This is a genomic window from Aquibacillus kalidii (genome assembly GCF_014280935.1).
GTDB classification, from domain to species: domain Bacteria; phylum Bacillota; class Bacilli; order Bacillales; family Amphibacillaceae; genus Aquibacillus_D; species Aquibacillus_D kalidii.
Genome location: NZ_JACLZI010000061.1, coordinates 104,965 through 126,082 on the forward strand (window position 1 = coordinate 104,965; position 21,118 = coordinate 126,082).

The 21,118-nt window shown below is 36.7% G+C and carries 16 protein-coding genes; 12 read left to right on the forward strand and 4 right to left on the reverse strand.

Features of this window, described 5'->3' with window-relative positions; genetic code table 11:
- Positions 1-7 precede the first annotated feature (7 nt).
- Both H7K77_RS18170 and H7K77_RS18175 read left to right on the forward strand, forming a co-directional pair.
- The gene (locus H7K77_RS18170; protein ID WP_186579961.1) at positions 8-697 is read left to right on the forward strand and encodes a hypothetical protein; all 690 of its coding nucleotides are present in this window, start codon (positions 8-10) and stop codon (positions 695-697) included.
- A 336-nt stretch (positions 698-1,033) separates the two neighbouring features.
- On the forward strand, positions 1,034-1,609 hold the full coding sequence (locus H7K77_RS18175; protein WP_328701159.1) for a biotin transporter BioY: 576 nt from the start codon (positions 1,034-1,036) through the stop codon (positions 1,607-1,609).
- A gap of 44 nt (positions 1,610-1,653) precedes the next feature.
- On the opposite strand, the gene H7K77_RS18180 is transcribed toward H7K77_RS18175, so the two are convergent.
- Positions 1,654-2,004, reverse strand: a complete 351-nt coding sequence (locus H7K77_RS18180; RefSeq protein WP_186579963.1) for a CHY zinc finger protein — start codon at positions 2,002-2,004, stop codon at positions 1,654-1,656.
- An 821-nt stretch (positions 2,005-2,825) separates the two neighbouring features.
- Here H7K77_RS18180 and H7K77_RS18185 point away from each other — a divergent pair.
- From H7K77_RS18185 to H7K77_RS18220, 8 genes are all read left to right on the forward strand, one after another.
- Positions 2,826-3,818 (forward strand): LacI family DNA-binding transcriptional regulator, encoded by a 993-nt coding sequence (locus H7K77_RS18185; RefSeq protein WP_186579965.1) that lies wholly within the window; start codon positions 2,826-2,828, stop codon positions 3,816-3,818.
- Between the two features lie 179 nt (positions 3,819-3,997).
- On the forward strand, positions 3,998-5,284 hold the full coding sequence (locus H7K77_RS18190; RefSeq protein WP_186579967.1) for a sugar ABC transporter substrate-binding protein: 1,287 nt from the start codon (positions 3,998-4,000) through the stop codon (positions 5,282-5,284).
- Between the two features lie 109 nt (positions 5,285-5,393).
- Complete coding sequence (locus H7K77_RS18195) at positions 5,394-6,647, forward strand: sugar ABC transporter permease (RefSeq protein WP_186579969.1); 1,254 nt, start codon at positions 5,394-5,396, stop codon at positions 6,645-6,647.
- Positions 6,648-6,652: 5 nt separating this feature from the next.
- Positions 6,653-7,504, forward strand: a complete 852-nt coding sequence (locus tag H7K77_RS18200; RefSeq protein WP_186579971.1) for a sugar ABC transporter permease — start codon at positions 6,653-6,655, stop codon at positions 7,502-7,504.
- A 30-nt stretch (positions 7,505-7,534) separates the two neighbouring features.
- Positions 7,535-9,604 (forward strand): beta-galactosidase, encoded by a 2,070-nt coding sequence (locus tag H7K77_RS18205; protein WP_186580161.1) that lies wholly within the window; start codon positions 7,535-7,537, stop codon positions 9,602-9,604.
- 125 nt (positions 9,605-9,729) lie between these two features.
- A complete protein-coding gene (locus tag H7K77_RS18210) occupies positions 9,730-12,942 on the forward strand; it encodes a glycosyl hydrolase 53 family protein (protein WP_235988994.1) in 3,213 nt (1,070 codons plus the stop codon).
- A 244-nt stretch (positions 12,943-13,186) separates the two neighbouring features.
- Positions 13,187-13,708, forward strand: a complete 522-nt coding sequence (locus tag H7K77_RS18215; RefSeq protein ID WP_235988995.1) for a plasmid pRiA4b ORF-3 family protein — start codon at positions 13,187-13,189, stop codon at positions 13,706-13,708.
- A gap of 111 nt (positions 13,709-13,819) precedes the next feature.
- The gene (locus tag H7K77_RS18220) at positions 13,820-14,524 is read left to right on the forward strand and encodes an HAD family hydrolase (RefSeq protein WP_186579974.1); all 705 of its coding nucleotides are present in this window, start codon (positions 13,820-13,822) and stop codon (positions 14,522-14,524) included.
- 68 nt (positions 14,525-14,592) lie between these two features.
- Here H7K77_RS18220 and H7K77_RS18225 read toward each other — a convergent pair whose 3' ends face one another.
- A complete protein-coding gene (locus H7K77_RS18225; RefSeq protein WP_186579976.1) occupies positions 14,593-15,639 on the reverse strand; it encodes an SEC-C domain-containing protein in 1,047 nt (348 codons plus the stop codon).
- Between the two features lie 328 nt (positions 15,640-15,967).
- Between H7K77_RS18225 and H7K77_RS18230 the strand changes: the two genes are divergently transcribed.
- Positions 15,968-17,371, forward strand: a complete 1,404-nt coding sequence (locus H7K77_RS18230; protein ID WP_186579978.1) for an NAD-dependent malic enzyme — start codon at positions 15,968-15,970, stop codon at positions 17,369-17,371.
- Between the two features lie 106 nt (positions 17,372-17,477).
- Here the strand turns inward: H7K77_RS18230 and uraA are convergent, their stop codons facing one another.
- The gene (gene uraA, locus H7K77_RS18235) at positions 17,478-18,752 is read right to left on the reverse strand and encodes a uracil permease (RefSeq protein ID WP_186579980.1); all 1,275 of its coding nucleotides are present in this window, start codon (positions 18,750-18,752) and stop codon (positions 17,478-17,480) included.
- Positions 18,753-19,150: 398 nt separating this feature from the next.
- On the opposite strand from uraA, the gene cysQ reads away from it, so the two are divergent.
- Positions 19,151-19,978, forward strand: coding sequence for a 3'(2'),5'-bisphosphate nucleotidase CysQ (gene cysQ / locus H7K77_RS18240; RefSeq protein ID WP_186579982.1), 828 nt, complete (start codon positions 19,151-19,153; stop codon positions 19,976-19,978).
- A gap of 74 nt (positions 19,979-20,052) precedes the next feature.
- Here cysQ and H7K77_RS18245 read toward each other — a convergent pair whose 3' ends face one another.
- On the reverse strand, positions 20,053-21,114 hold the full coding sequence (locus tag H7K77_RS18245; protein WP_328701160.1) for a sugar ABC transporter substrate-binding protein: 1,062 nt from the start codon (positions 21,112-21,114) through the stop codon (positions 20,053-20,055).
- Positions 21,115-21,118 lie beyond the last annotated feature (4 nt).

The following is a 21,118-nucleotide window of genomic DNA, read 5'->3' on the forward strand; positions in this document are numbered from 1 at the left end:
GGTTAGTGTGAATCCGATTTTGCGTTTGCTATTTGATCAGCAGTCTATGCGGAAAGACCAATTGGTCGAGCGATTAAGCATGGACGGTGATGAGTTTGACCATTCAGTAAGACTGTTAACACAACAACAATTAATTTTGGAAGCCTCACCCAATGTATTTGAGCTTACCCATAAGACAAGAATAGGGATTCAAAAGATTGAGGATATAAAGAACACAAAGGGAAAAACAGTTTTTAGTGAGGTTCCTAATGAATTACAAAGAGATTTGGAGAAATTGCGAAATAAGGTATCAAAACTTGAAGCGGCATTACGAACAGTTCATGCAGAGAAAGAAGAACTAAAGATTGAAGTAGAAGAATTGAGAACAGAAGCAGAAGCTTTAAAAGTGGAAAAGGAAGACTTAATTGAGGCTAATAAAAAGGTCCAGGGGAAACTTAATAAGATTGCAGAAAGAAACTCCATTAAAGAGAAGCGTGCAGAATTTGATAAGAAAACTGAATCAGTCGATTCGGGAACGGAATCTTATTCACTAGAAGTAACCCCAATGACAGAGTATGATGAAGATGGAAATGAGTTCACTTCTTATGCTTATAGTGAAGAAACAATAAAAGCGTTTAACCATTTCTGGAGAGAAAAAGAAGAAGAAAGAAAAGATCAAGAAGAGATAGACAAGATACTTAAGGAAGCACAAGATTAAAAGGTCTTATTACAGTTTAACAACTGATAATAAGGCCTTTATATTTTCTTTTAATATCACTGTCTTTATGTAATAAACGATAAGATAGAAGAGTTGGTCACAATAGTTATGAGAAGAAGGATGATAGCTTCTAATAAGAAAAAATATATTAAAGAGATAGCTGCAATAAAGGCTATCTTTTCTCTTCGTTGGGTGCATCGTTGGTGCCTGTCACCACCCGAAATAATTCGGGATTTGTCGAATATTACTATAATTGTTAACCCTTTTTATATTTAGTTGACAATGGTTGGGGTGGTAGTTTATTCTATTTGAAGATAAAACGTAGGGGGGATTAAGGTGAAATTAAAAGCAATCGATATTACTTTAGCAGCAATGTTTGCAGCGCTAATGGCCGTAGGGTCTAACATTACATCATTTATTATTATTGGAGGAGTACCTATTACTCTGACAACTTTTCTTTGTGTTATGGCGGGTCTGATTCTGGGAAGTAGGCTTGGTGCTCTTTCTATGACTGTATATACATTAATTGGACTAGTTGGTGCACCAGTATTTGCTAATTTTACTGGAGGGCCTTCTGTGCTTGTAAAGCCAACATTTGGATTTGTTCTATCTTATATTTTAGTAGCTTATGTTGTCGGTAAAATAGTAGAAAAGAAGTCATCTAAGAAAATGTTTTTATTCGCAGCGTTGATAGGATTAGTTATTAATTATTTCGTTGGGACGAACTGGATGTATTATGCGTACAAATTTTGGGCATCAGCACCAGAAGGATTCACCTATAAGATGGCGTGGGCTTGGATGGTGGCACCATTACCAAAGGATATAATATTCACGATTATTGCTGGTGTCATGGCACCACGAATTCAAAAAGTTGTATCAAAAAGTTATATAGGTAAAAGGTCAGTAGCATAAAAAGGTGCCTGTCACCACCCGTATTTCGTCAGTAATTATCGCAGCTATCTTGCTTCTTTTTTCTGGGAAATATCAAAATAAAGGTGGTGGTGGTTGGCGCAACCTTCGTTAAAGGAATGTTTGCAATTTGGACATGTAGAACTACTGTTTAGGTAATCACCAATCGTCAACTCTATCCCACAATTACCACATAAGATAGCTTCTGTATGAAACTCCCTCTGGGGCCAAACCTGGACATTATGTTTTGTTTCCTCTTCGTGACATTTAATACAAGGATAGTAGGTATCGCAACATTTAAATTTAATAGCAATAATATCTACTTCCTTATGGTAATGTTTACAACGAGTCTGGTTATCTACTAAAGCACCCAGAACCTCTTTTCCATGAATAATCATAGTCTTTTCCTCCTATAGTGCCTGTCACCACCCGGATTTTGTCGATTAGTGGTGTGAGGCTTGTGTTGATTCTTGCTTAAAAAAACACTTCTTGAACGCTTTCTAAAATTTCTGCTTTTTGTTATCCCTTGTTCTTTTTGGTAAAGATAGAGCTCTGAACTAAGGGAAGCAGCAATAACCATTTTGTTCTAATTGTTAGCTGGTTGCGTTAGTCCAAACTTCTTTTTCCAATGTAACAAAAAGATTTTTAATTATGGAATATAATTGTTGGAAAACAGGATTATGATAATGTGTAAATTGCTTTTTTAGCAAAATAGCCTTTCGCACTGGAGATAGGGCAGGGTACCCTATTTCGCAAATACTCTCACAAAGGAGAATTATGTATTGCACGTTAAGGATAGCGCACCCACCTTTATCGACGAACTAGAAAAACAAGCCCTGAAACTGAAACAAGTGAGCATTTCAATTATAATATAAATATGGAACTAGAAGAATTGATCGACTTCATTGATGAGATTCACGATCTATAAATCGTCATTAATCGAGAAACTCTTGTCAATTTATTAATTGATAAAGTAAAGAAATCTCCGTTGGAAGGTGCTAGATTTTGACTGGCCAAAGATAAAGCAAGCTATTGCATCAAAATGTTAAATTAATCGTTGATCTTCAATGCTTTCTCTTAATTCACTTTATTCATTATTATCTACTTGACTTTCACTTTTGATGAAGTAAAATATAAGTAAATAAAAGTAAAATATTTTACTATATAGGTAAGGTGTTCAATTAAAAGAATATTGATTATTGATAATAGGGGGATGAGCATGGCTACTATAAAAGAGGTGGCAAAGCAGTCTGGTTATTCAATTACAACTGTGTCACGAGTATTAAATAACGATCCTAATCTCTCTGTTTCAAATGAAACACGAGATAAAATCTATGAGGTTGCAGATAAATTGCAATATAAGAAAAAAACAGTAAACCAGCTTGTTAAGAACATTGTATTTCTTTCTTGGTTGACGGACAAGGAAGAACTGGAAGATGTTTATTTTAAAAGTATGCGGCTAGAAATTGAAAAGTTAGCGAAAAAAAAGAATATTGAGTTAACAACTTATAAAATTACTGATGGAATTAGCGCAATTCCTGAAAACATAGAAGGATTTATTGCTGTCGGAACTTTTTCCGATAGGGAATTAGAGTATTTGAGAAATATAACCTCTAATGGGGTGTTTATTGACGCAACCCCAGACCCGGAGCATTATGATTCGGTAAGACCAGATTTGTCGCAAGTAACAAAGAAAACGATAGATATGTTGATAGACAAAGGTCATACAGAAATAGGTTTCATTGGTGGCACTTACCATAATCCAAATACGGATGAAGATGAAAGTGATATCCGGGAACGAGTGTTTCGAAGATATATGGATGGAAAGGGGATCCTGAAGGAAGAATATATATTTATCCACCGAGGATTTTCCGTTGACAATGGGTATCAATTGATGAAACGGGCTATTGAAGAATTAGGTGACAATTTACCGACAGCCTTTTTTACTGCAGCTGACCCCATTGCAGTTGGGTGTTTGCAAGCTTTGAATGAAAGTGGAATTGCAATTCCTAGTAGGGTTAGTGTGGTAGGTATTAATAATATAAGCGTTGCCAAATATGTCTCACCACCACTAACCACATTTGATATTGATATGGAGGAAATGTGCAAAAATGCAATAGACTTACTGTTAGAAAGAGTAATAGAAAAGCGGACAATTGTAAAAACGTTATACTTGCGCCCTGAATTAGTTATTCGGAAGAGTACAAATTAATATTTCGGAAAAGAACCTTGAGTAAAGGTTCTTTTTTTTACCAGCATCATAGGTTAACTTTTAGTAAATGTTTTACTTATAATAGTAAAATAGTTGTTTACATGTTTTATTGAACGTGCTATATTATTAAATGTAATAGCGCTTTCATATACAAACATAATTAGAGGGGTGTTTATTAGATGGCAAAGAAGATTAAATTATTTGGGCTTCTAAGTATTGTTGCATTATTGTTAGCTTTAGTAGCTTGTGGACCACAGGAAGATAGTGAAGGTGATACAGGTAAATCAAATGAGAATTCCGATGGTAATGTTGAATTACTAGTTTGGGAAGATATAGAAAAATCTGCCGGTATTGAAGATGCCGTTGCAAAATTTGAAGAAGAACATGAAAATGTAACAGTAAAGGTTGTAGAAAAAGCTTATGCACAACAAATAGAAGATTTACGACTTGATGGACCTGCTGGTACAGGACCAGATGTACTTACAATGCCTGGTGACCAAATTGGTACTGCGGTGACAGAAGGATTAATTAAAGAACTTGATGTTAGTGAAGATGTTCAATCTATTTACACAGATGTAGCAATGCAATCACAAACTTACAATGGAAAAGTTTATGGTTTACCAAAAGCTGTTGAAACAACTGTATTATTTTACAATAAAGACATCGTATCTGAAGATGAATTACCAACTACTTTAGGCGGCTGGTATGATCTATCAAAAGAATTAACAACTGGGGAAAACTTTGGTTTCTTAGCTTTATTTGACCAAATTTACTATGCGCAAGGTGTAATGAGTGGTTATGGTGGTTACATTTTCGGACAAGATGACAATGGTGGATTCGTTGCTAGTGACATTGGCTTAAATAATGAGGGTGCGGTAGAAGGTGCACAAGAAATTCAAAAATTTTATGAAAATGGGCTTTTCCCAACTGGAATTATCGGCGAACAGGGTATCAACGTTTTAGATTCTTTATTCTCAGAAGGTAAAGCAGCAGCAGTAATTTCTGGTCCATGGAACTTAGGACCATACAAAGAAGCTGGAATCAACTATGGAGTTGTTAAGCTTCCTGAACTTGCAAACGGAGAAAACATGAGTTCATTTGTTGGAATTAAAAGCTATAATGTCAGCACTTACTCTAAGAATGCTGAACTTGCAGAAGAATTTGTTGAATTCATCGCAAATGAAGAAAATTCTAAAACAAGATACGAAGTAACAAATGAAGTACCAGCTGTAGCTGCATTAGCAGATGATCCGGTTGTAGCAGAAAGTGAAGCGGCTCAAGCTGTAGCGCAACAGTCTCAATTCGCTCAGTTAACTCCAAACATTCCGGAGATGAATGAAGTTTGGACACCTGCAGATGCTGCGTTACAAACAATTGCAACTGGTAAAGCTGAACCAAAAGAAGCATTAAACCAAGCAGTTGAAACAATCAAAGGTCAAATTGAAGCCAATCATGGCGGACAATAATAAAAAATCTATCTAACTATGGATGGTGTCAAACGGTAAAGCTATGTTTGGCACCATTTCCCTTTAAAAGTCGAAAACTATGGTTTCTTATATAAAAGAGGTGAGAGAAGTGCAACACCGGACTATAGCAAGTATTTTATCGATCATTCCAGGTCTAGGACAATTTTACAATAAGCAATGGGTAAAAGGGCTTGTCTTCCTAGGTCTTGGTATTTCATTTTTTGTTGCATTCAAAGATTTATTAAATATGGGATTTTGGGGAATTCTCACACTTGGTACGGAGGTGCCACGAGATAACTCTGTATTCTTGATGGCTCAAGGTATAATCGCCATCCTTGTTACAGTTTTAGGGTTAATTGTTTATTATTTGAATTTCCGTGATGCATATCGCAATGGTCAATTAAGAGATAAGAATATGCGTTTAAACACACTTAAAGAGCAATATCACAATTTAGTCGAACAAGGATATCCATATGTAGTAAGTGGTCCTTCGATACTTATCTTAGTATTCGCTGTTATTTTCCCAATATTATTTAGTATAGGGGTGGCCTTTACAAACTATGACTTGTATCACTCGCCTCCTGCTAATTTAGTAGATTGGGTTGGCTTTGATACTTTTGCAAAAATCTTTACGGTTGATATCTGGCGTTCTACCTTCTTTGATGTATTAGGATGGACGGTCATTTGGACACTTGTTGCCACTACTTTACAAGTTGGTATTGGTATTTTAATGGCGGTTATTGTCAACCAAAAAGAAATTCGCTTTAAAAGGTTGTTCAGAACGGTACTTGTTTTACCTTGGGCTGTGCCTGGTTTCGTAACGATATTAATCTTTGCTGGTCTATTTAATGATAGTTTTGGTGCTATTAATAATGATGTTTTAGCTTTCTTTGGAATTGATCCGATTCCTTGGATGACAAATGCAGCTTGGTCTAAACTTGCGCTTATTATGATGCAGGGGTGGTTAGGATTTCCTTATATATTCCTTGTAACTACAGGTGTCTTGCAGTCTATTCCTGATGATTTATACGAAGCAGCTACGATTGATGGAGCGTCAATTTTTGCGAAGTTTAGACATATTACGATGCCAATGATTTTATTAGCGATTGCGCCAATTATTATTACGCAATATACGTTTAACTTTAACAACTTTAACATTATATATTTGTTTAACGGTGGAGGACCTGCAATGCCAGGATCGACAGCTGGTGGAACAGATATCTTAGTATCTTGGATTTATAAATTGACTATGCAATCTAGCCAATATTCATTAGCTGCTGCATTAACTATTTTGTTATCTGTATTTGTCATTGCAATCGCATTATGGCAATTCAGACGAACAAATTCATTTAAGGAGGAGTAAGAGATATGGTAACAGACATAAAGAAAAATAGATTTTATCGACTCTTTGCCTCTTACTTTATTTTAATCTTTATGATGGTAATTATTATTTATCCTTTACTTTGGACAGTGGGTGCAAGCTTTAATCCGGGTAATAGTTTGATTAGTACATCCATAATTCCTGATAAACCAACATTAAACCATTACAAAGAGTTATTTGCAGGCAAGGAAAGCCTTCAGTATGGCCAATGGTATATGAATTCAATAAAAATAAGTGTATTAACTATGATTGGCACAGTAATTAGTGTGTCATTTACAGCTTATGCTTTTTCAAGATTTCGCTTTGCGGGTCGGAAAAATGGCTTGATTCTATTTTTATTACTACAAATGATTCCACAGTTTTCGGCTTTAATTGCCCTATTTGTATTAGCGCAAATTCTTGGGCTTATGAATAGTCACTGGTTGTTAATCTTCCTTTACATTGGTGGTCAAATTCCGATGTGTACGTATCTAATGAAGGGATATATTGATTCGATTCCTATGTCATTGGATGAGAGTGCAAGAATTGATGGGGCAAGTAACACAAGGATCTTCTTCCAAATTATTATGCCGTTATCAAGACCGATGATTGCTGTTGTTGCTATGAACGGATTCATAATTCCGCTTGCAGATTTCGTTTTAGCTTCAACAATACTAAGAACCCCTGAATCTTATACATTGCCGATAGGTCTTTACAATTTAGTTAATGATGTAATGGGTGCGAGTTATACAACGTTCGCTGCAGGTGCAATCCTAATCAGTATTCCGATTGCCCTTGTATTTGTTCTACTGCAAAAGAACTTTGTATCTGGATTAACAGCGGGTGGTACAAAAGGATAAGCTTTAAAAACAATGATTTAAGAGGAGAGTATTATGTCAAAACATGAGAAAACATACGTTGCGAAGGCGGACTTCATGCTTCATGGAGGCGACTACAATCCTGATCAATGGTTAGATCGACCAGATATTCTTTCGGATGATATTAAATTGATGCAGCTTGCACATACTAATACATTTTCGGTAGGCATCTTTGCTTGGAGTACGCTTGAGCCAGAAGAAGGGGTCTACAACTTCGAATGGTTAGATAACATTATTGATAATATTTATAAAATCGGAGGTCGTATTATCTTAGCTACTCCAAGTGGGGCACGTCCAGCTTGGATGTCAGAGAAGTATCCGGAAGTTTTACGTGTCAATGGGAGTCGTGTTAAACAATTACATGGCGGCCGTCATAACCATTGTTTTACTTCAGGAGTTTATCGTGAAAAAACACAGCAAATGAACCGTTTACTAGCAGAAAGATATGGCAATCATCCAGCGCTTGTGATGTGGCATATTTCTAATGAGTATGGTGGGGAGTGTCACTGTGATCAGTGTCAGGAAGCCTTTAGAACATGGTTAAAAGATAAATATAATAATGATTTGAAAGCTCTTAATGATTCATGGTGGGGACCATTTTGGAGTCATACTTTCTCAGATTGGTCACAAATTGAGTCACCTTCTCCAATTGGTGAAAATGCCGTTCATGGATTGAATTTAGATTGGCGTCGTTTTGTAACAGATCAAACGATTGATTTTTATAAGAATGAAATTGTGCCAATCCGAGAAATTACGCCGGAAATACCTATTACTACAAACTTTATGGCTGATACGTTTGATTTAATTCCATTCCAATCACTAGACTATAGTAAGTTTTCGAAGCACTTAGATGTAATTAGTTGGGATGCGTATCCTGCTTGGCATAATGATTGGGAAAGTACAGCTAATTTGGCTATGAAGGTTGCCTTTATTGATGACCTATATCGTAGTTTAAAACAGCAACCGTTTCTATTAATGGAATCTACTCCGAGTCTTGTTAATTGGCATGAAGTAAATAAAGCAAAACGTCCAGGGATGCACTTGCTTTCTTCTATGCAAATGATTGCTCATGGTTCTGATAGTGTGATGTACTTCCAGTGGAGAAAGTCTCGAGGGTCTTCTGAAAAATTCCATGGTGCTGTTGTAGACCATGATAATAGTTCAGAAAATCGTGTTTTTCAAGAGGTTGCAAAAGTTGGTCAAGTACTAGAAAAACTACCAAAAGTAGTAGGGACAAACCGACCAAGTGATGTTGCAATCCTATATGATTGGGAAAGTAATTGGGCATTGAATGATGCGCAAGGATATGGATTAGAAACAAAGCAATATCCGCAAACGTTACAGGAACATTACCGTCCGTTCTGGGAAAAGGATATTCCAGTTGACGTTATTACTAAGGAACAAGATTTCTCACCATATAAGTTATTAGTTGTTCCGATGCTTTATCTAATGAGCGAGGAAACAATCGCACGATTAAAAGCTTTTGTAGCAAATGGTGGGCGTCTTGTGACAACATATATCAGTGGAGTTGTAAATGAGTATGACCTAACTTATCTGGGTGGGTGGCACAAGGATTTACAAGAAATCTTTGGATTGAACCCCCTTGAAACGGATACGTTATATCCGAAAGATGAAAACTATGTCACTTTCAATAATCAGAAGTATCTCGTGAAAGACTATGCAACAATCATTGATGTCAATGGAGCAATTACGGAGGGTACTTATTTACAAGACTTTTATAAGAGTAAGCCTGCTGTAACAAGCCATTCCCATGAAAAGGGAAAAACTTATTATATTGGTGCTCGACTAGATGAACAGTTTCATAGAGACTTCTATAGTGACTTAATTAGTGAATTAGAACTTAAAGCTATATTCCCAGTTAAACACAGTCCAGGAGTATCTATTCAAGTTCGTCAAGGTGAAGATGCAGATTACGTCTTTATCATGAATTTCACCGAGGAACAACAAGTTGTTGTACTAGATTCTGAAGTGACAGATATGGTGACTGGTGAAATTTTATCAGGAGAAATGACATTGGACCAATATGAAGTCAGAATTGTTGAGAAATCAAGAGGGAACTAACACCTAGAGATAAACAACAGCACTCATTCAAGATAATAGTGTATTTTGGATGGGTGCTTGTTCTTTATATAATTTGTAAGCGGTTTATTTGGGTGTTAACTACATAAAAGGAAAGGTAAGATAATATGAAAAAGATACAAACTATCGTAATTGGTTTTATTTTTATGCTAAGTTCTTTTGGGATAAGTCCGTTAGTAAGTTCTGCTGCTACTTCAAGTAATTTGCTTTCAAATGGTGGATTTGAGAGTGATTTCTGGAGTGATGGGTCGTGGGACGTGGAGGATAATAATAATTTTGAAATTAACCATTTTGCCTATTCGAATGATCAATGGATGGTAAAGGATCAAGGTGACTACGCTTTTAAATACTGGATAAAAGACTCCGCCATGAGTGAGCAGTCTGAAACTGTGAGTCAAACAATTGAATCATTGCCAGTAGGAACTTATCAATTATCTGTACATTCCATGGGAGGGTCAATTGAGAAAAATAAAGCCGCGAATATTCAGTTGTTCGCTGGTGATAATCAGATTAAACAGGTAACAACAACTGGTTATAACAACTGGGAGACTTTAACGTTAGAATTTGAATTAACGGAAGTAGTTACTAATTTTAAAGTGGGGGCAATTATTACTGGACAACCAGGTGCATATGGTTATCTAGATAGCTTTAGTTTAACCTCTTTGGGTGCTAATGATAATGAAACAGCTATACCAGATCCAGTGCCAGCTGATATTTTTGTTGAGCGTGTTGATGGAATAGATGAGGACTTCATTAAAGGGGTCGATGTATCTAGTATCATTGCTTTAGAAGAGAGCGGTGTGGCTTTTAAAGATGAGAATGGTAATGAGCAAGATATTTTTACAACACTAAGTGATTCTGGTGTTAACTATGTACGTGTTCGTGTATGGAATGATCCCTATGATACGGAAGGTAACGGTTATGGTGGGGGAAATAATGACTTAGAGAAAGCTATTGAGATTGGAAAAAGAGCAACAGCTAATGGAATGAAATTATTAGTAGACTTCCATTACTCTGATTTTTGGGCTGATCCAGCTAAACAACAAGCACCAAAGGCTTGGGAATCTATGAGTTTAGATGATAAGAAAATTGCTTTATATAATTATACGAAAGAAAGTCTACAAGCCTTAATTGATGCAGGTGTAGATGTTGGGATGGTACAGGTTGGTAACGAAACCAATGGTGGTGTTGCTGGTGAAAAAGACTGGACCAATATGAGTCAATTATTTAATGAAGGAAGTAGAGCGGTTAAAGAGGTTGATGAGAATATTTTAGTAGCTTTACATTTTACTAACCCTGAAACATCTGGGAGATATGCATCAATAGCTCAAACGCTTGATGATAATAACGTGGATTATGATGTTTTTGCAAGTTCTTATTATCCATTCTGGCATGGAACTTTAGGTAATTTAACGTCAGTCTTAAAAAATGTTGCTGACACATATGGAAAAAAGGTTATGGTAGCTGAAACGTCCTATACGTATACGGGTGAAGATGGAGACGGACATGGAAACACTGCGCCGAAACCCGCAGGCCAAACACTGAACTATCCAATTACTGTGCAAGGTCAAGCGCATGCAGTAAGAGATGTGTTTGAGGCAGTAGCTAATGTTGGGGAAGCGGGTATTGGCGTGTTTTACTGGGAGCCAGCGTGGATTCCAGTGGGACCAACGGAAGATTTAGAGCAAAACAAGCAAAAATGGGAGCAGTATGGATCTGGTTGGGCGTCTAGTTATGCTGCTGAATATGATCCAGAAGATGCGGGAGAATGGTATGGTGGTAGTGCGGTTGACAACCAAGCGCTATTTGATTTTAATGGCAAGCCATTACCTTCCCTAAATGTGTTTAAGTATATTGATACAGGTGCTGTTGCAGAATTGAAAGTTGATGTAATTGAAGATATATCTGTTAGTGCTAATTTAGGGGATAGCATAACACTGCCAGATTCTGTTACGGTTATTTTTAATGATGGGACTGAAGGAGAAGTTACTGTCACCTGGGATAAGGAAGCATTGCAAAAAGCAATTAGTGATGGGGTAGGTTCCTATGAAATTAAGGGTGTTGTAGAGGGTGGAGATTCAGTATCCGCTCACCTGCAAATTAAGCCAGAAAACTTTGTGATTAATTCTAGCTTTGAAGATAATGATAGAGCAATGTGGAAGATAACGTATCCATCTGGTGAAGCACATACGGACTATCAGAATAAAGCAGCAGATGCTCATTCAGGGAATTATTCGCTTCATTTCTATTCAGAAACTGCTGTTGACTTTAACGTAGAGCAGACAATCACAGGTTTGGAGCCTGGTTATTATAACTTCTCTTCTTTCTTCCAAGGTGGGGATCCAGGCGAGCAGAATATGTTTATCTTTGCAAAAACAAAAGAAAATGAATACACAGCTGAGACAGCAGTTGACGGATGGACAGTTTGGAAGAATCCAATGATAGAAAACGTTCTTGTGACAGACGGTACGGTTACAATTGGCGCAACGGTTAAAGCGGCTCCTGGTGCATGGGGAACTTTGGATGATTTTTACTTTTATAGAGTTGGAGATTATCATGACCAAGAGCCAGGAACAGAAGAGCCAGAGGTAGAGCCAGGAACAGGAGAGCCAAAGGTAGAGCCAGGGACAGAAGAGCCGGAAGTAGAGCTGGGAACGAAGAACCAGGGAACAGGTCAATCCACTGTTGTGAAAGAATCAGATTTAGTTAGAAATGATACAAGTAAGGTCTATGTGGATCCTAATGCTTCTAAAGTATTTAAGATTAGTAAATCAGAGCTTGAAAAATTAACCAATGGGTATTCACTGGAGCTTACAGATGGTAAAGTGAAAGCTAATATTCCGACAGTATTGCTTTCAAAAGGTGAGGATATTACATTTGAATTTGGAAAAGTGGCCAGTAAGATCTCCAATAAAAATAAAGATGCCTTGAGTGAGATAATCAATTTCTCCTTTGAAATTGGTGGCAAAAAACTGACAGAATTCAGAGATAACCCGATTACGATTACATTTAAAGTTAACCCAAATAAAGTTAAGAATTGGGAGGACTTAAAAGTAGTTTATATTGATACAAATGGAAATAAAAAAGAATTTATAACACCAATTTCCTATAATAAAGACACTGGTGAAGTGGTTGCACAAGTAACGCACTTTAGCGCATATGGTGTTTTTGAAGTAGCTGATCAAGGGACAACTGAGTCTGAATTACCAGATACGGCAACAAGTCAATTTAATTGGATGGTGCTAGGAATATTGTTATTAGCTGTTGGAGCTATAATGTTAATAAGTAAAAGAAGAAACTCCAAGGTTGAAAATTTCTGATTAAAATATCCATCATCGTAACAGATGTGTGACACTGTTGCGATGGTGTTTTTTGTGCACAGTAGTTTTATACTTATTGTAAATGCATTCTTGACTAATTAGTAGATTACATTATCTATTTTCGATATGATTAATCTAAGAAAAATGTGAGTACATAGGAGAGGAGATGAATGAGCACATGAAAGCCTATCAAATTAAGATAGAATTGTGAGATTCTATCCCGCTAATATGGAGAAGAGTGATTATGCCGGCTGGTGCAACGTTTAATCGGTTACATGACGTGATTCAAACCATTACCAACTTTCAAAGTGGAAACCCATATGAACCATATCATTTGTTCGAATTCGATCTACGCCATGATAATCTTGTCGTAACAAATGACCTAGAAGCTTACGAAGAGAACAAGTATGTAAAGTCGGCATTTAAGATAACTGACCTAAATAAGGAGAATGACCCATTTGGTATAATGGCAAAACAACTAAAAACAACGGTTAGACAGCCTCAAACGATTAAAATAGACAAGTATTTAGAAAAAGATAAAGAACTGATATATAACTATGACTTTGGGGATGATTGGCGCTTTAAAATTACTTTAGAAGATACAACAGAAGAATATTATTATGGATATCCTACTCTACTAGATGGAGCGGAAAATGCACCTCCCGAAGATGTTGGTGGAATTTTTGGATATTATGAATTTCTTGAAGTCTATCATGACAAAAATCATCCTGATCACAAAAAAACTAGGGCATGGGCAGAAGGGTAACAGTATCGCGAATATGATAAAGAATGGTTAAAAGGTTTACTGAAATTTATTAAATATAAAAAGACAGAGTGGGATAAGTTGGGTTAGATTAAGAGGAGCTGTTAGTAGAGAATGGAAACCATTATTTTTGACGTTGACGACACGTTGTACGATCAAACATTACCGTTTAAGATTGCTTGCAAAAAAGTAATACAAACGCCTTTATCTGACGAAGAGATGGAACGATTATACGTTATAAGTAGAAAATATAGTGATGCTTTGTTTGAAAGGTGGGAGTCTGGTGAAGTGTCATCGCATGAATTACATACCTATCGAATTACCGCAGCGTGTTTGGAATTTGATATAAAAATCAGTGAACAATCAGCTGTTAGATTTCAAGAGGTTTATCTAGCTGAACAAAATAAAATAATGTTGTATAGTGAGGTAGAAGAGTTGATAGAGACGCTTTATCAACAAAACAAGCAGCTAGCCGTTTTGACTAATGGTAAAGCGGGCCATCAATCGATGAAAATAAAGCAGCTAGGTCTTTCTCGTTGGATCCCAGAACAACACATTTTTATCTCAGGTGCGGTTGGTCATGCCAAACCATCAAGAGAGGTTTTTAACCATATTGAAGATAAGCTTCAGTTAGATAAGGCAAAAACAGTGTATATTGGAGATTCCTTTGAGAATGATATTATTGGCGCAAAGCAAGCAGGTTGGAAGGCTATTTGGGTGAATCACAGGCAGAGAAAAAGCCTGTCAGATGATATCGTTGCTGATAAGATAGTGAATAGTCCTGAGGAATTGTTGAATTATTTTAAAAATAGATTGTAATCGAATAAGCAGTATTGGAGAAAGGAGTAACGACTGATCGGTCGTTACTCCTTTCATTTAGGGTGCTATTAAGAAACGGAGTGATCAAGTTCACTTGCATCAATTACTTTGTTGCTTATGTTATTTCCAAGTTTATCAGAAAGTACCTCGGAAAGCTTCCTATAATTACTGGAAACTGTACCTGCCGATGTGCCATATTCCTTAGCGATTCCGCCTTGTGTTGCTTCATGGTTTTCGACAAATGAAACCTGCATAAGATAATCTAGTGCAGCTGCAAAAGTTGCAGGATTTTTAAGTTTAGGCTGTTTTTGTAGGCAATAATTTTGCCAAAGTACTACACCTAACTCAATAAATTCTTTCGGGAAACCTTTATCCTTTAAATGCTCAGAAAATAAATTAGCAACATCCTCGTGGATAGGGTTTTTCCAGTCATTGCTACTCGATTGTTTTTTTAATAAATCAGATAGTAGATTCGGATAGCTTTCTGCCAAACCGTTTTCTTTATTGTAGTGTTGGTTAAGGGTATCCAATATGAATTTTTTTTCTCCATTAATTTTGAGAGTATTGAAGAAGAAATCATGGTAACCAATAAACGGAACTAATGTACCAGTAAGAAGTTCACCAATTTCATATTCATTATTTTCTTTATTAGGAACCTGATAAGTTTCTTTTGAAAACAAATCTTTGACAGTAAATTGATTGTTAACTTCTATTTCGATTACTTCAAAAATGGATGGTGAATGTTGTCCCCAATTAGAAAAGACTTCTTTCGTACGAGTAAAGCGGAATTTGGAGTTGTATTTTTTAAAGAAAAGATTGAAAATAGTCTCATCCGTTTGTTGAACCGGAACGTTAAGAATACTCCATAGTGTGAGGCACGAATTAAAAGCCTTTTCTGTTTCCTCAGAAAAAGCACCTTTAAATTTATCTGCTTGATTGGTTAAAGTGTCACCGTGTACTTTGATTGCAAAATCGATGAGTTGGTCATGTAATTGATAAAGTTCCGTATTATAAATGGTGGGATTAAACTCCACAACATTGTAAACACCACAGCATTTTTTGTATTTCTTCCCACTACCGCACGGACACGGTTCATTTCTTTTAAACTTACCCATATAGATTCACTCTCCATGTTGTATGATCTAAAAAACATTATGAAGCAAAAACACGAATCTATCAATGATGATGCCTGTGATAGAGGTGCCTGTCACCACCCGGTTTTTGTCGAAATATTTGATTTATGTTGTCTATTGAGTATGTATGAAATAATGTATTTGGGAATATGATTAAGGTATAAATCTAATTTCATCTAGGTATTTAAACGGATATTTGTATAATTTTTATCTATTAAATTTAAATAGTAATTTAATTTGTTATACTAGAATTGCGGTGTTGTAATCGCTTTCTGAATTTAGGGCAATGTGATGAATAAGGAGGATGTATATGGCGCGTTCTAACATGCATGTAATCTTAAGGCTTGAAATTAATAAAGACCTGGTCACTTTTGGTGAAATTGCCACGTCCATTAGTAATTTGAGTGGAGATCTTGTTGCCATCGATGTGATAAAAGAAGGTCCACAGACTACAATTAGGGACATTACGATTAGGATTAATAACGAAGCGGAACAAGAGCAGTTTGTTGATGCGATTAATTCAATGAACGGTGTTAGTGTCAAACACGTCTCAGATCGGACATTCTTAGTTCATCTTGGTGGGAAAATTGAAGTGAAATCCAAGCTTTCTATCAATAACCGGGAACAACTGTCCCAAGTCTACACTCCTGAAGTGGCAAGGGTAAGCCAGGCGATTGATAAAAATCCACTACTAGCTTATAACCTCACCATCAAAAATAATGCAGTTGCTGTCATATCTGATGGAACTGCTGTTTTAGGTTTAGGAAAAATTAAGCCAGAAGCTGCAATGCCCGTTATGGAAGGAAAAGCAATGTTGTTTAAACGTTTTGCTAATATCAATGCTTATCCTCTTTGTTTAAACACGACAGATACAGAAGAAATTATTCAAACTATTAAGGCGTTGAGCCCAACTTTTGGAGGTATTAACCTGGAGGATATAGCATCTCCGCAGTGCTTTGAAATTGAACAGCGTTTGAAAGAAGAGCTGGACATTCCGGTTTTTCATGATGATCAACATGGGACTGCCATTGTTGTGCTAGCAGGTATTTTTAATGCTTTAAAATTAACTAAGAAAAATTTAGCGGACTGTAAAGTGGTCGTATGTGGAATTGGCGCAGCGGGAACAGCTATTACAAAGATGCTGTTAAACGCTGGCGCAAAGAATGTAGTAGGAGTAGACAGAGAAGGTGCAATTTATTCGGCGGAAGGTAAATCATATGAACATGAGATGTGGAACTGGTACGCAGAACATACGAATCCTAGCAAGGAACGAGGTCCATTATCGTCAGTTATTAAAGGAGCGGATATTTTTATTGGCGTTTCTGCAGCGGGTGTGCTAAAAACGACTGATGTGAAGAATATGGCCAAGGATCCAATTGTATTTGCATTGGCAAATCCTAATCCGGAAATTTCTCCAGAAGATGCAAGGCCTTATGTTAAGGTGATGGCGACAGGTAGATCGGATTATCCTAACCAGGTGAATAATGTATTATGTTTTCCGGGGATTTTCCGAGGAGTGTTGGATTGTCGCGCATCTGCAATTAACGAAGAAATGAAGTTGGCGGCAGCAGAGGCAATAGCTTCAACCATTAGCGAAGATGAACTTAACGAAGATTACATCATTCCTGGTGTATTCAACGAACAAGTAGTTACCAAAATACGAGATGCCGTTATCCAAGCAGCCCACGAAACAGGAGTAGCAAAGAAGATTTAGAGGTGCCTGTCACCACCCGAATTTTCTTGTTTCACAAAATGTTTCACGGGGTGGTATAATAATAAAAAATACGAGGCTCCCTGGTAGGGAAACCTCGTATTTTTTATTATTTGTCTTCATTTGAAAGATTTAGGATGTCTAGTAGCTTAAAGAATAAGCTTAGAATAATGGCAATTACAGTTGCAAGTCCCATGCCGCCTAATCCAACTGAACCAATTTGAATGGAGGCGCCACTAATTCCAATTACCAGGACGATAGATGTAAGAATTAGGTTCTGTGACTTATTGTAATCTACTTTTGATTCTACTAACATACGAACACCGCTTGCAGCGATGATACCAAATAGGAGGATTGATATCCCGCCCATTACTGGTGATGGGATGGAAGATATTAATGCTGCTAGCTTTCCGCAGAAAGATAGGACGATTGCGATCATAGCAGCTAGCCCAATAACATAAGTAGAGTAAACTCTTGAAATTGCAAGTACCCCAATATTTTCTCCGTAAGTTGTGTTAGGAGTAGCACCCACAAAGCTTGAAATAATAGTAGAAATACCATTACTTGCCAATGAACGATCTAGGCCAGGATCTTTCGTTAAGTCCTTCTTAACAATATTCCCCGTTACGAATAGGTGGCCAATATGTTCTGGGATTAAAACTAAGGCTGCAGGTAAGATGGTTAGTACTGCAGACCAATCAAACTTCATTGCGTAGAATGTAGGCATTGATATCCACTTAGCTTCCTTAACTGTTGTAAAGTCTACTAAGCCAAAGAAATAAGCAATTATATAACCAGCAATAATACCAATTAAAATCGGAATGATTTTAAGGAATCCGCGTAATGAAACCCAACAAATAATTGTAATTGCTAAAGTTAAAAATGCAACCATGGCCGTTTTTCCATCCATTGTCCAATTAGCAGCTGCATCTGCAGGTGCGATCCAACCGGCCATTCTTGCTGCTGTTGGAACTAATTCTAATCCAATAACCGCGACAATTGCCCCCATTGCGGCTGGTGGGAAAATAATGTCAATCCATGCTGTTCCAACTGCTCTAATAATCAAAGAAACAAGAACTAGTACGATACCTACAACTAAAAAGCCACCAAGGACATAATTATAGGAGTAATCCTCTAACACCATAAACACTGGTGAAAGAAAGGCGAAGCTTGAACCAAGGTATGCAGGGATTTTGCCTTTTGTAATAAAAATGTATAATAGCGTTCCGATCCCGTTCATTAAGAGAATCGTTGCAGGATCCACACCGAAAAGAACAGGTACTAAAACTGTTGATCCAAACATTGCGAAAAGGTGTTGGAAACTTAATGGTAAACTTTTTAAAAGTGGCGGACGATCATGAACTTGTATTTCTTTTTGAGCCATCTTTATCTCTCCTTTTATTTTAAGCTAAATAAGTTTAGTCACCCTTTATGCTAGTTTTGCATAAAAACAAAAAAGCATCTTACCTATTTTAGGCAAGATGCTTCCACTCTAAATGGTCATGAATCTCCTCATGAGCAAATAGAGCTACGCAGATAAAATCCGCAACACCTTGCCAGCCTCTCTGGACTGAATTAAAGGTAACCGTATCAACTTATCTATAGTATTATTACAACTTTTGAACTAAGTGTCAATAGTTTATTTTTGGGTGAGTGCCTGTCACCACCCGAATTTTGTCGATTTGAATCGGATGTTTCCTACTATTATAGTTTTCGAGTTTGTTATAATGTTAAGAATAAATTAGTTTCGAGTCTGAATTTTAAATAGAGAGGATCAAGTTTATGAATGAATTTAGTTTCACGGATCTATTGCAGATTTCTTTAAAAGCAGGTAGAGAAATACTAGATGTATATGAAAAAGATTTCGGGGTTCAAACAAAAAGTGACGATTCTCCTCTAACCGAAGCGGATCAGCGCTCCCATAATGTGATAATGGCGGAGTTGACGAATATATATCCAGAAATCCCTGTATTAAGTGAGGAAGGTACTACTATTACTTATGAAGAAAGAAAGAATTGGGATATGTTTTGGCTCGTAGATCCACTAGACGGTACGAAGGAATTTGTTAAAAGAAATGGAGAGTTTACAGTAAATATCGCGTTAATTAAAGAGAATTACCCGGTATTAGGTATTATTTATGCTCCTGTAACGGATACGGCTTATTTTGCTAAGGAAGGCCATGGATCCTTTAAAGTAGAAAAAGCATCTGAACTAAAACTAACTAATGATCAAGTAATATTAGAGAACAGTGATAAATTACCTTTATACAATGATGCTTCGACAATAAATGTTGTTGCTAGTCGTTCACACATGTCCGACGAGACGAAAGCTTTTGTGGAGGATTTACAAAAGCAGCATGATCATGTAAATGTAGTTTCAGCTGGAAGTTCGTTAAAATTCTGTCTTGTTGCAGAAGGAAAAGCTGATTACTATCCTCGCTATGCTCCAACTATGGAGTGGGATACTGGCGCTGGCCAAGCTATTATTGAAGGGGCTGGAGGAAAGGTAACCCGATATAGCGATAACACAAGATTCCGTTACAATAAAGAAAATTTGAGAAATGACTGGTTCTTGGTGAGTGCCTGTCACCACCCGGATTTTGTCGAATAAAGCAAAATGAAAAGTCCTCTTGGCAATTTCCGATATTGGAACGGAACTGACAAGAGGACTGTATTAAAATTCTATTATTTTCCGTAAACTTCTTCTTTAGTAAGATAATTATCTTTTATAATCGTTGAATCAATATTTTCTTTTGTAACAGTAACGGGTTCTAATAAATAAGATGGCACATCAATTTTTCCGTTATTTACTGCATTGTTAGTCTCAATCTTTTTATCTTGAGCAACCTTCATCGCCATTTCTGCTGCATTTAGTGCTAATAAGTTAATTGATTTATAAACTGTCATCGTCTGTTTTCCGGCTACGATTCTTTTTACTGCGTCTAATTCAGCATCTTGGCCAGTGACAGGAACTTTACCATCTAACCCTTTCGTAGCAAGTGCGTTCACAACACCACCAGCGTTACCATCATTTGCAGATATAACAGCATCAATTTTGCCAGATGTTTGTTTTAACGCTTCTAACATGTTTTCTTCAGCAACAGCAGGGTCCCAGTTGTCTGTATATTTATCATAGACAAGGTTGATTTTGCCTTGATCTATTAGTGGTTGAAGGACTTTCATAGCCCCTTCTCTGAACAGAACTGCATTATTATCTGTTTCAGCCCCACCAATATAGGCAAAATTACCACTTTCTTGTTGTTTAAGGATTTCTTTCGCTTGTAATTCTCCAACCTTTACATTATCAAATGAAATGTAATAATCTACATCAGCATTTTTTATTAATCGATCATATGAAATTACCTTTGTATTGGCCTTGTGAGCTAATTCAACGATTTCAGCAGCTGCTTCAGCGTTATAAGGTACGACGACTAATACATCTACGCCCTCTTCAATTAGTAGTTTTGCCTGTGCTAATTGAACACTTTCGCTTCCATTTGCGGCTAACGTTTTTACATTTCCGCCAAGTTCGGTTACTTTTTCTTCAAAAAGTTCTTTATCTTTATACCAACGTTCTTGTTGAAGGGTATCTAGCACAAATCCAATATAAACTTTATTATCATCAGTAGTTAGTTTAACCTGATCTGTGTTTTTCGAATCGGGTGTTGCTTCTTTACTACATGCGCTGACAAACACTATTAGAACCAGTGCTAACAAAACTAGTAATTTATGTTTTCTAAAACTCACTAAA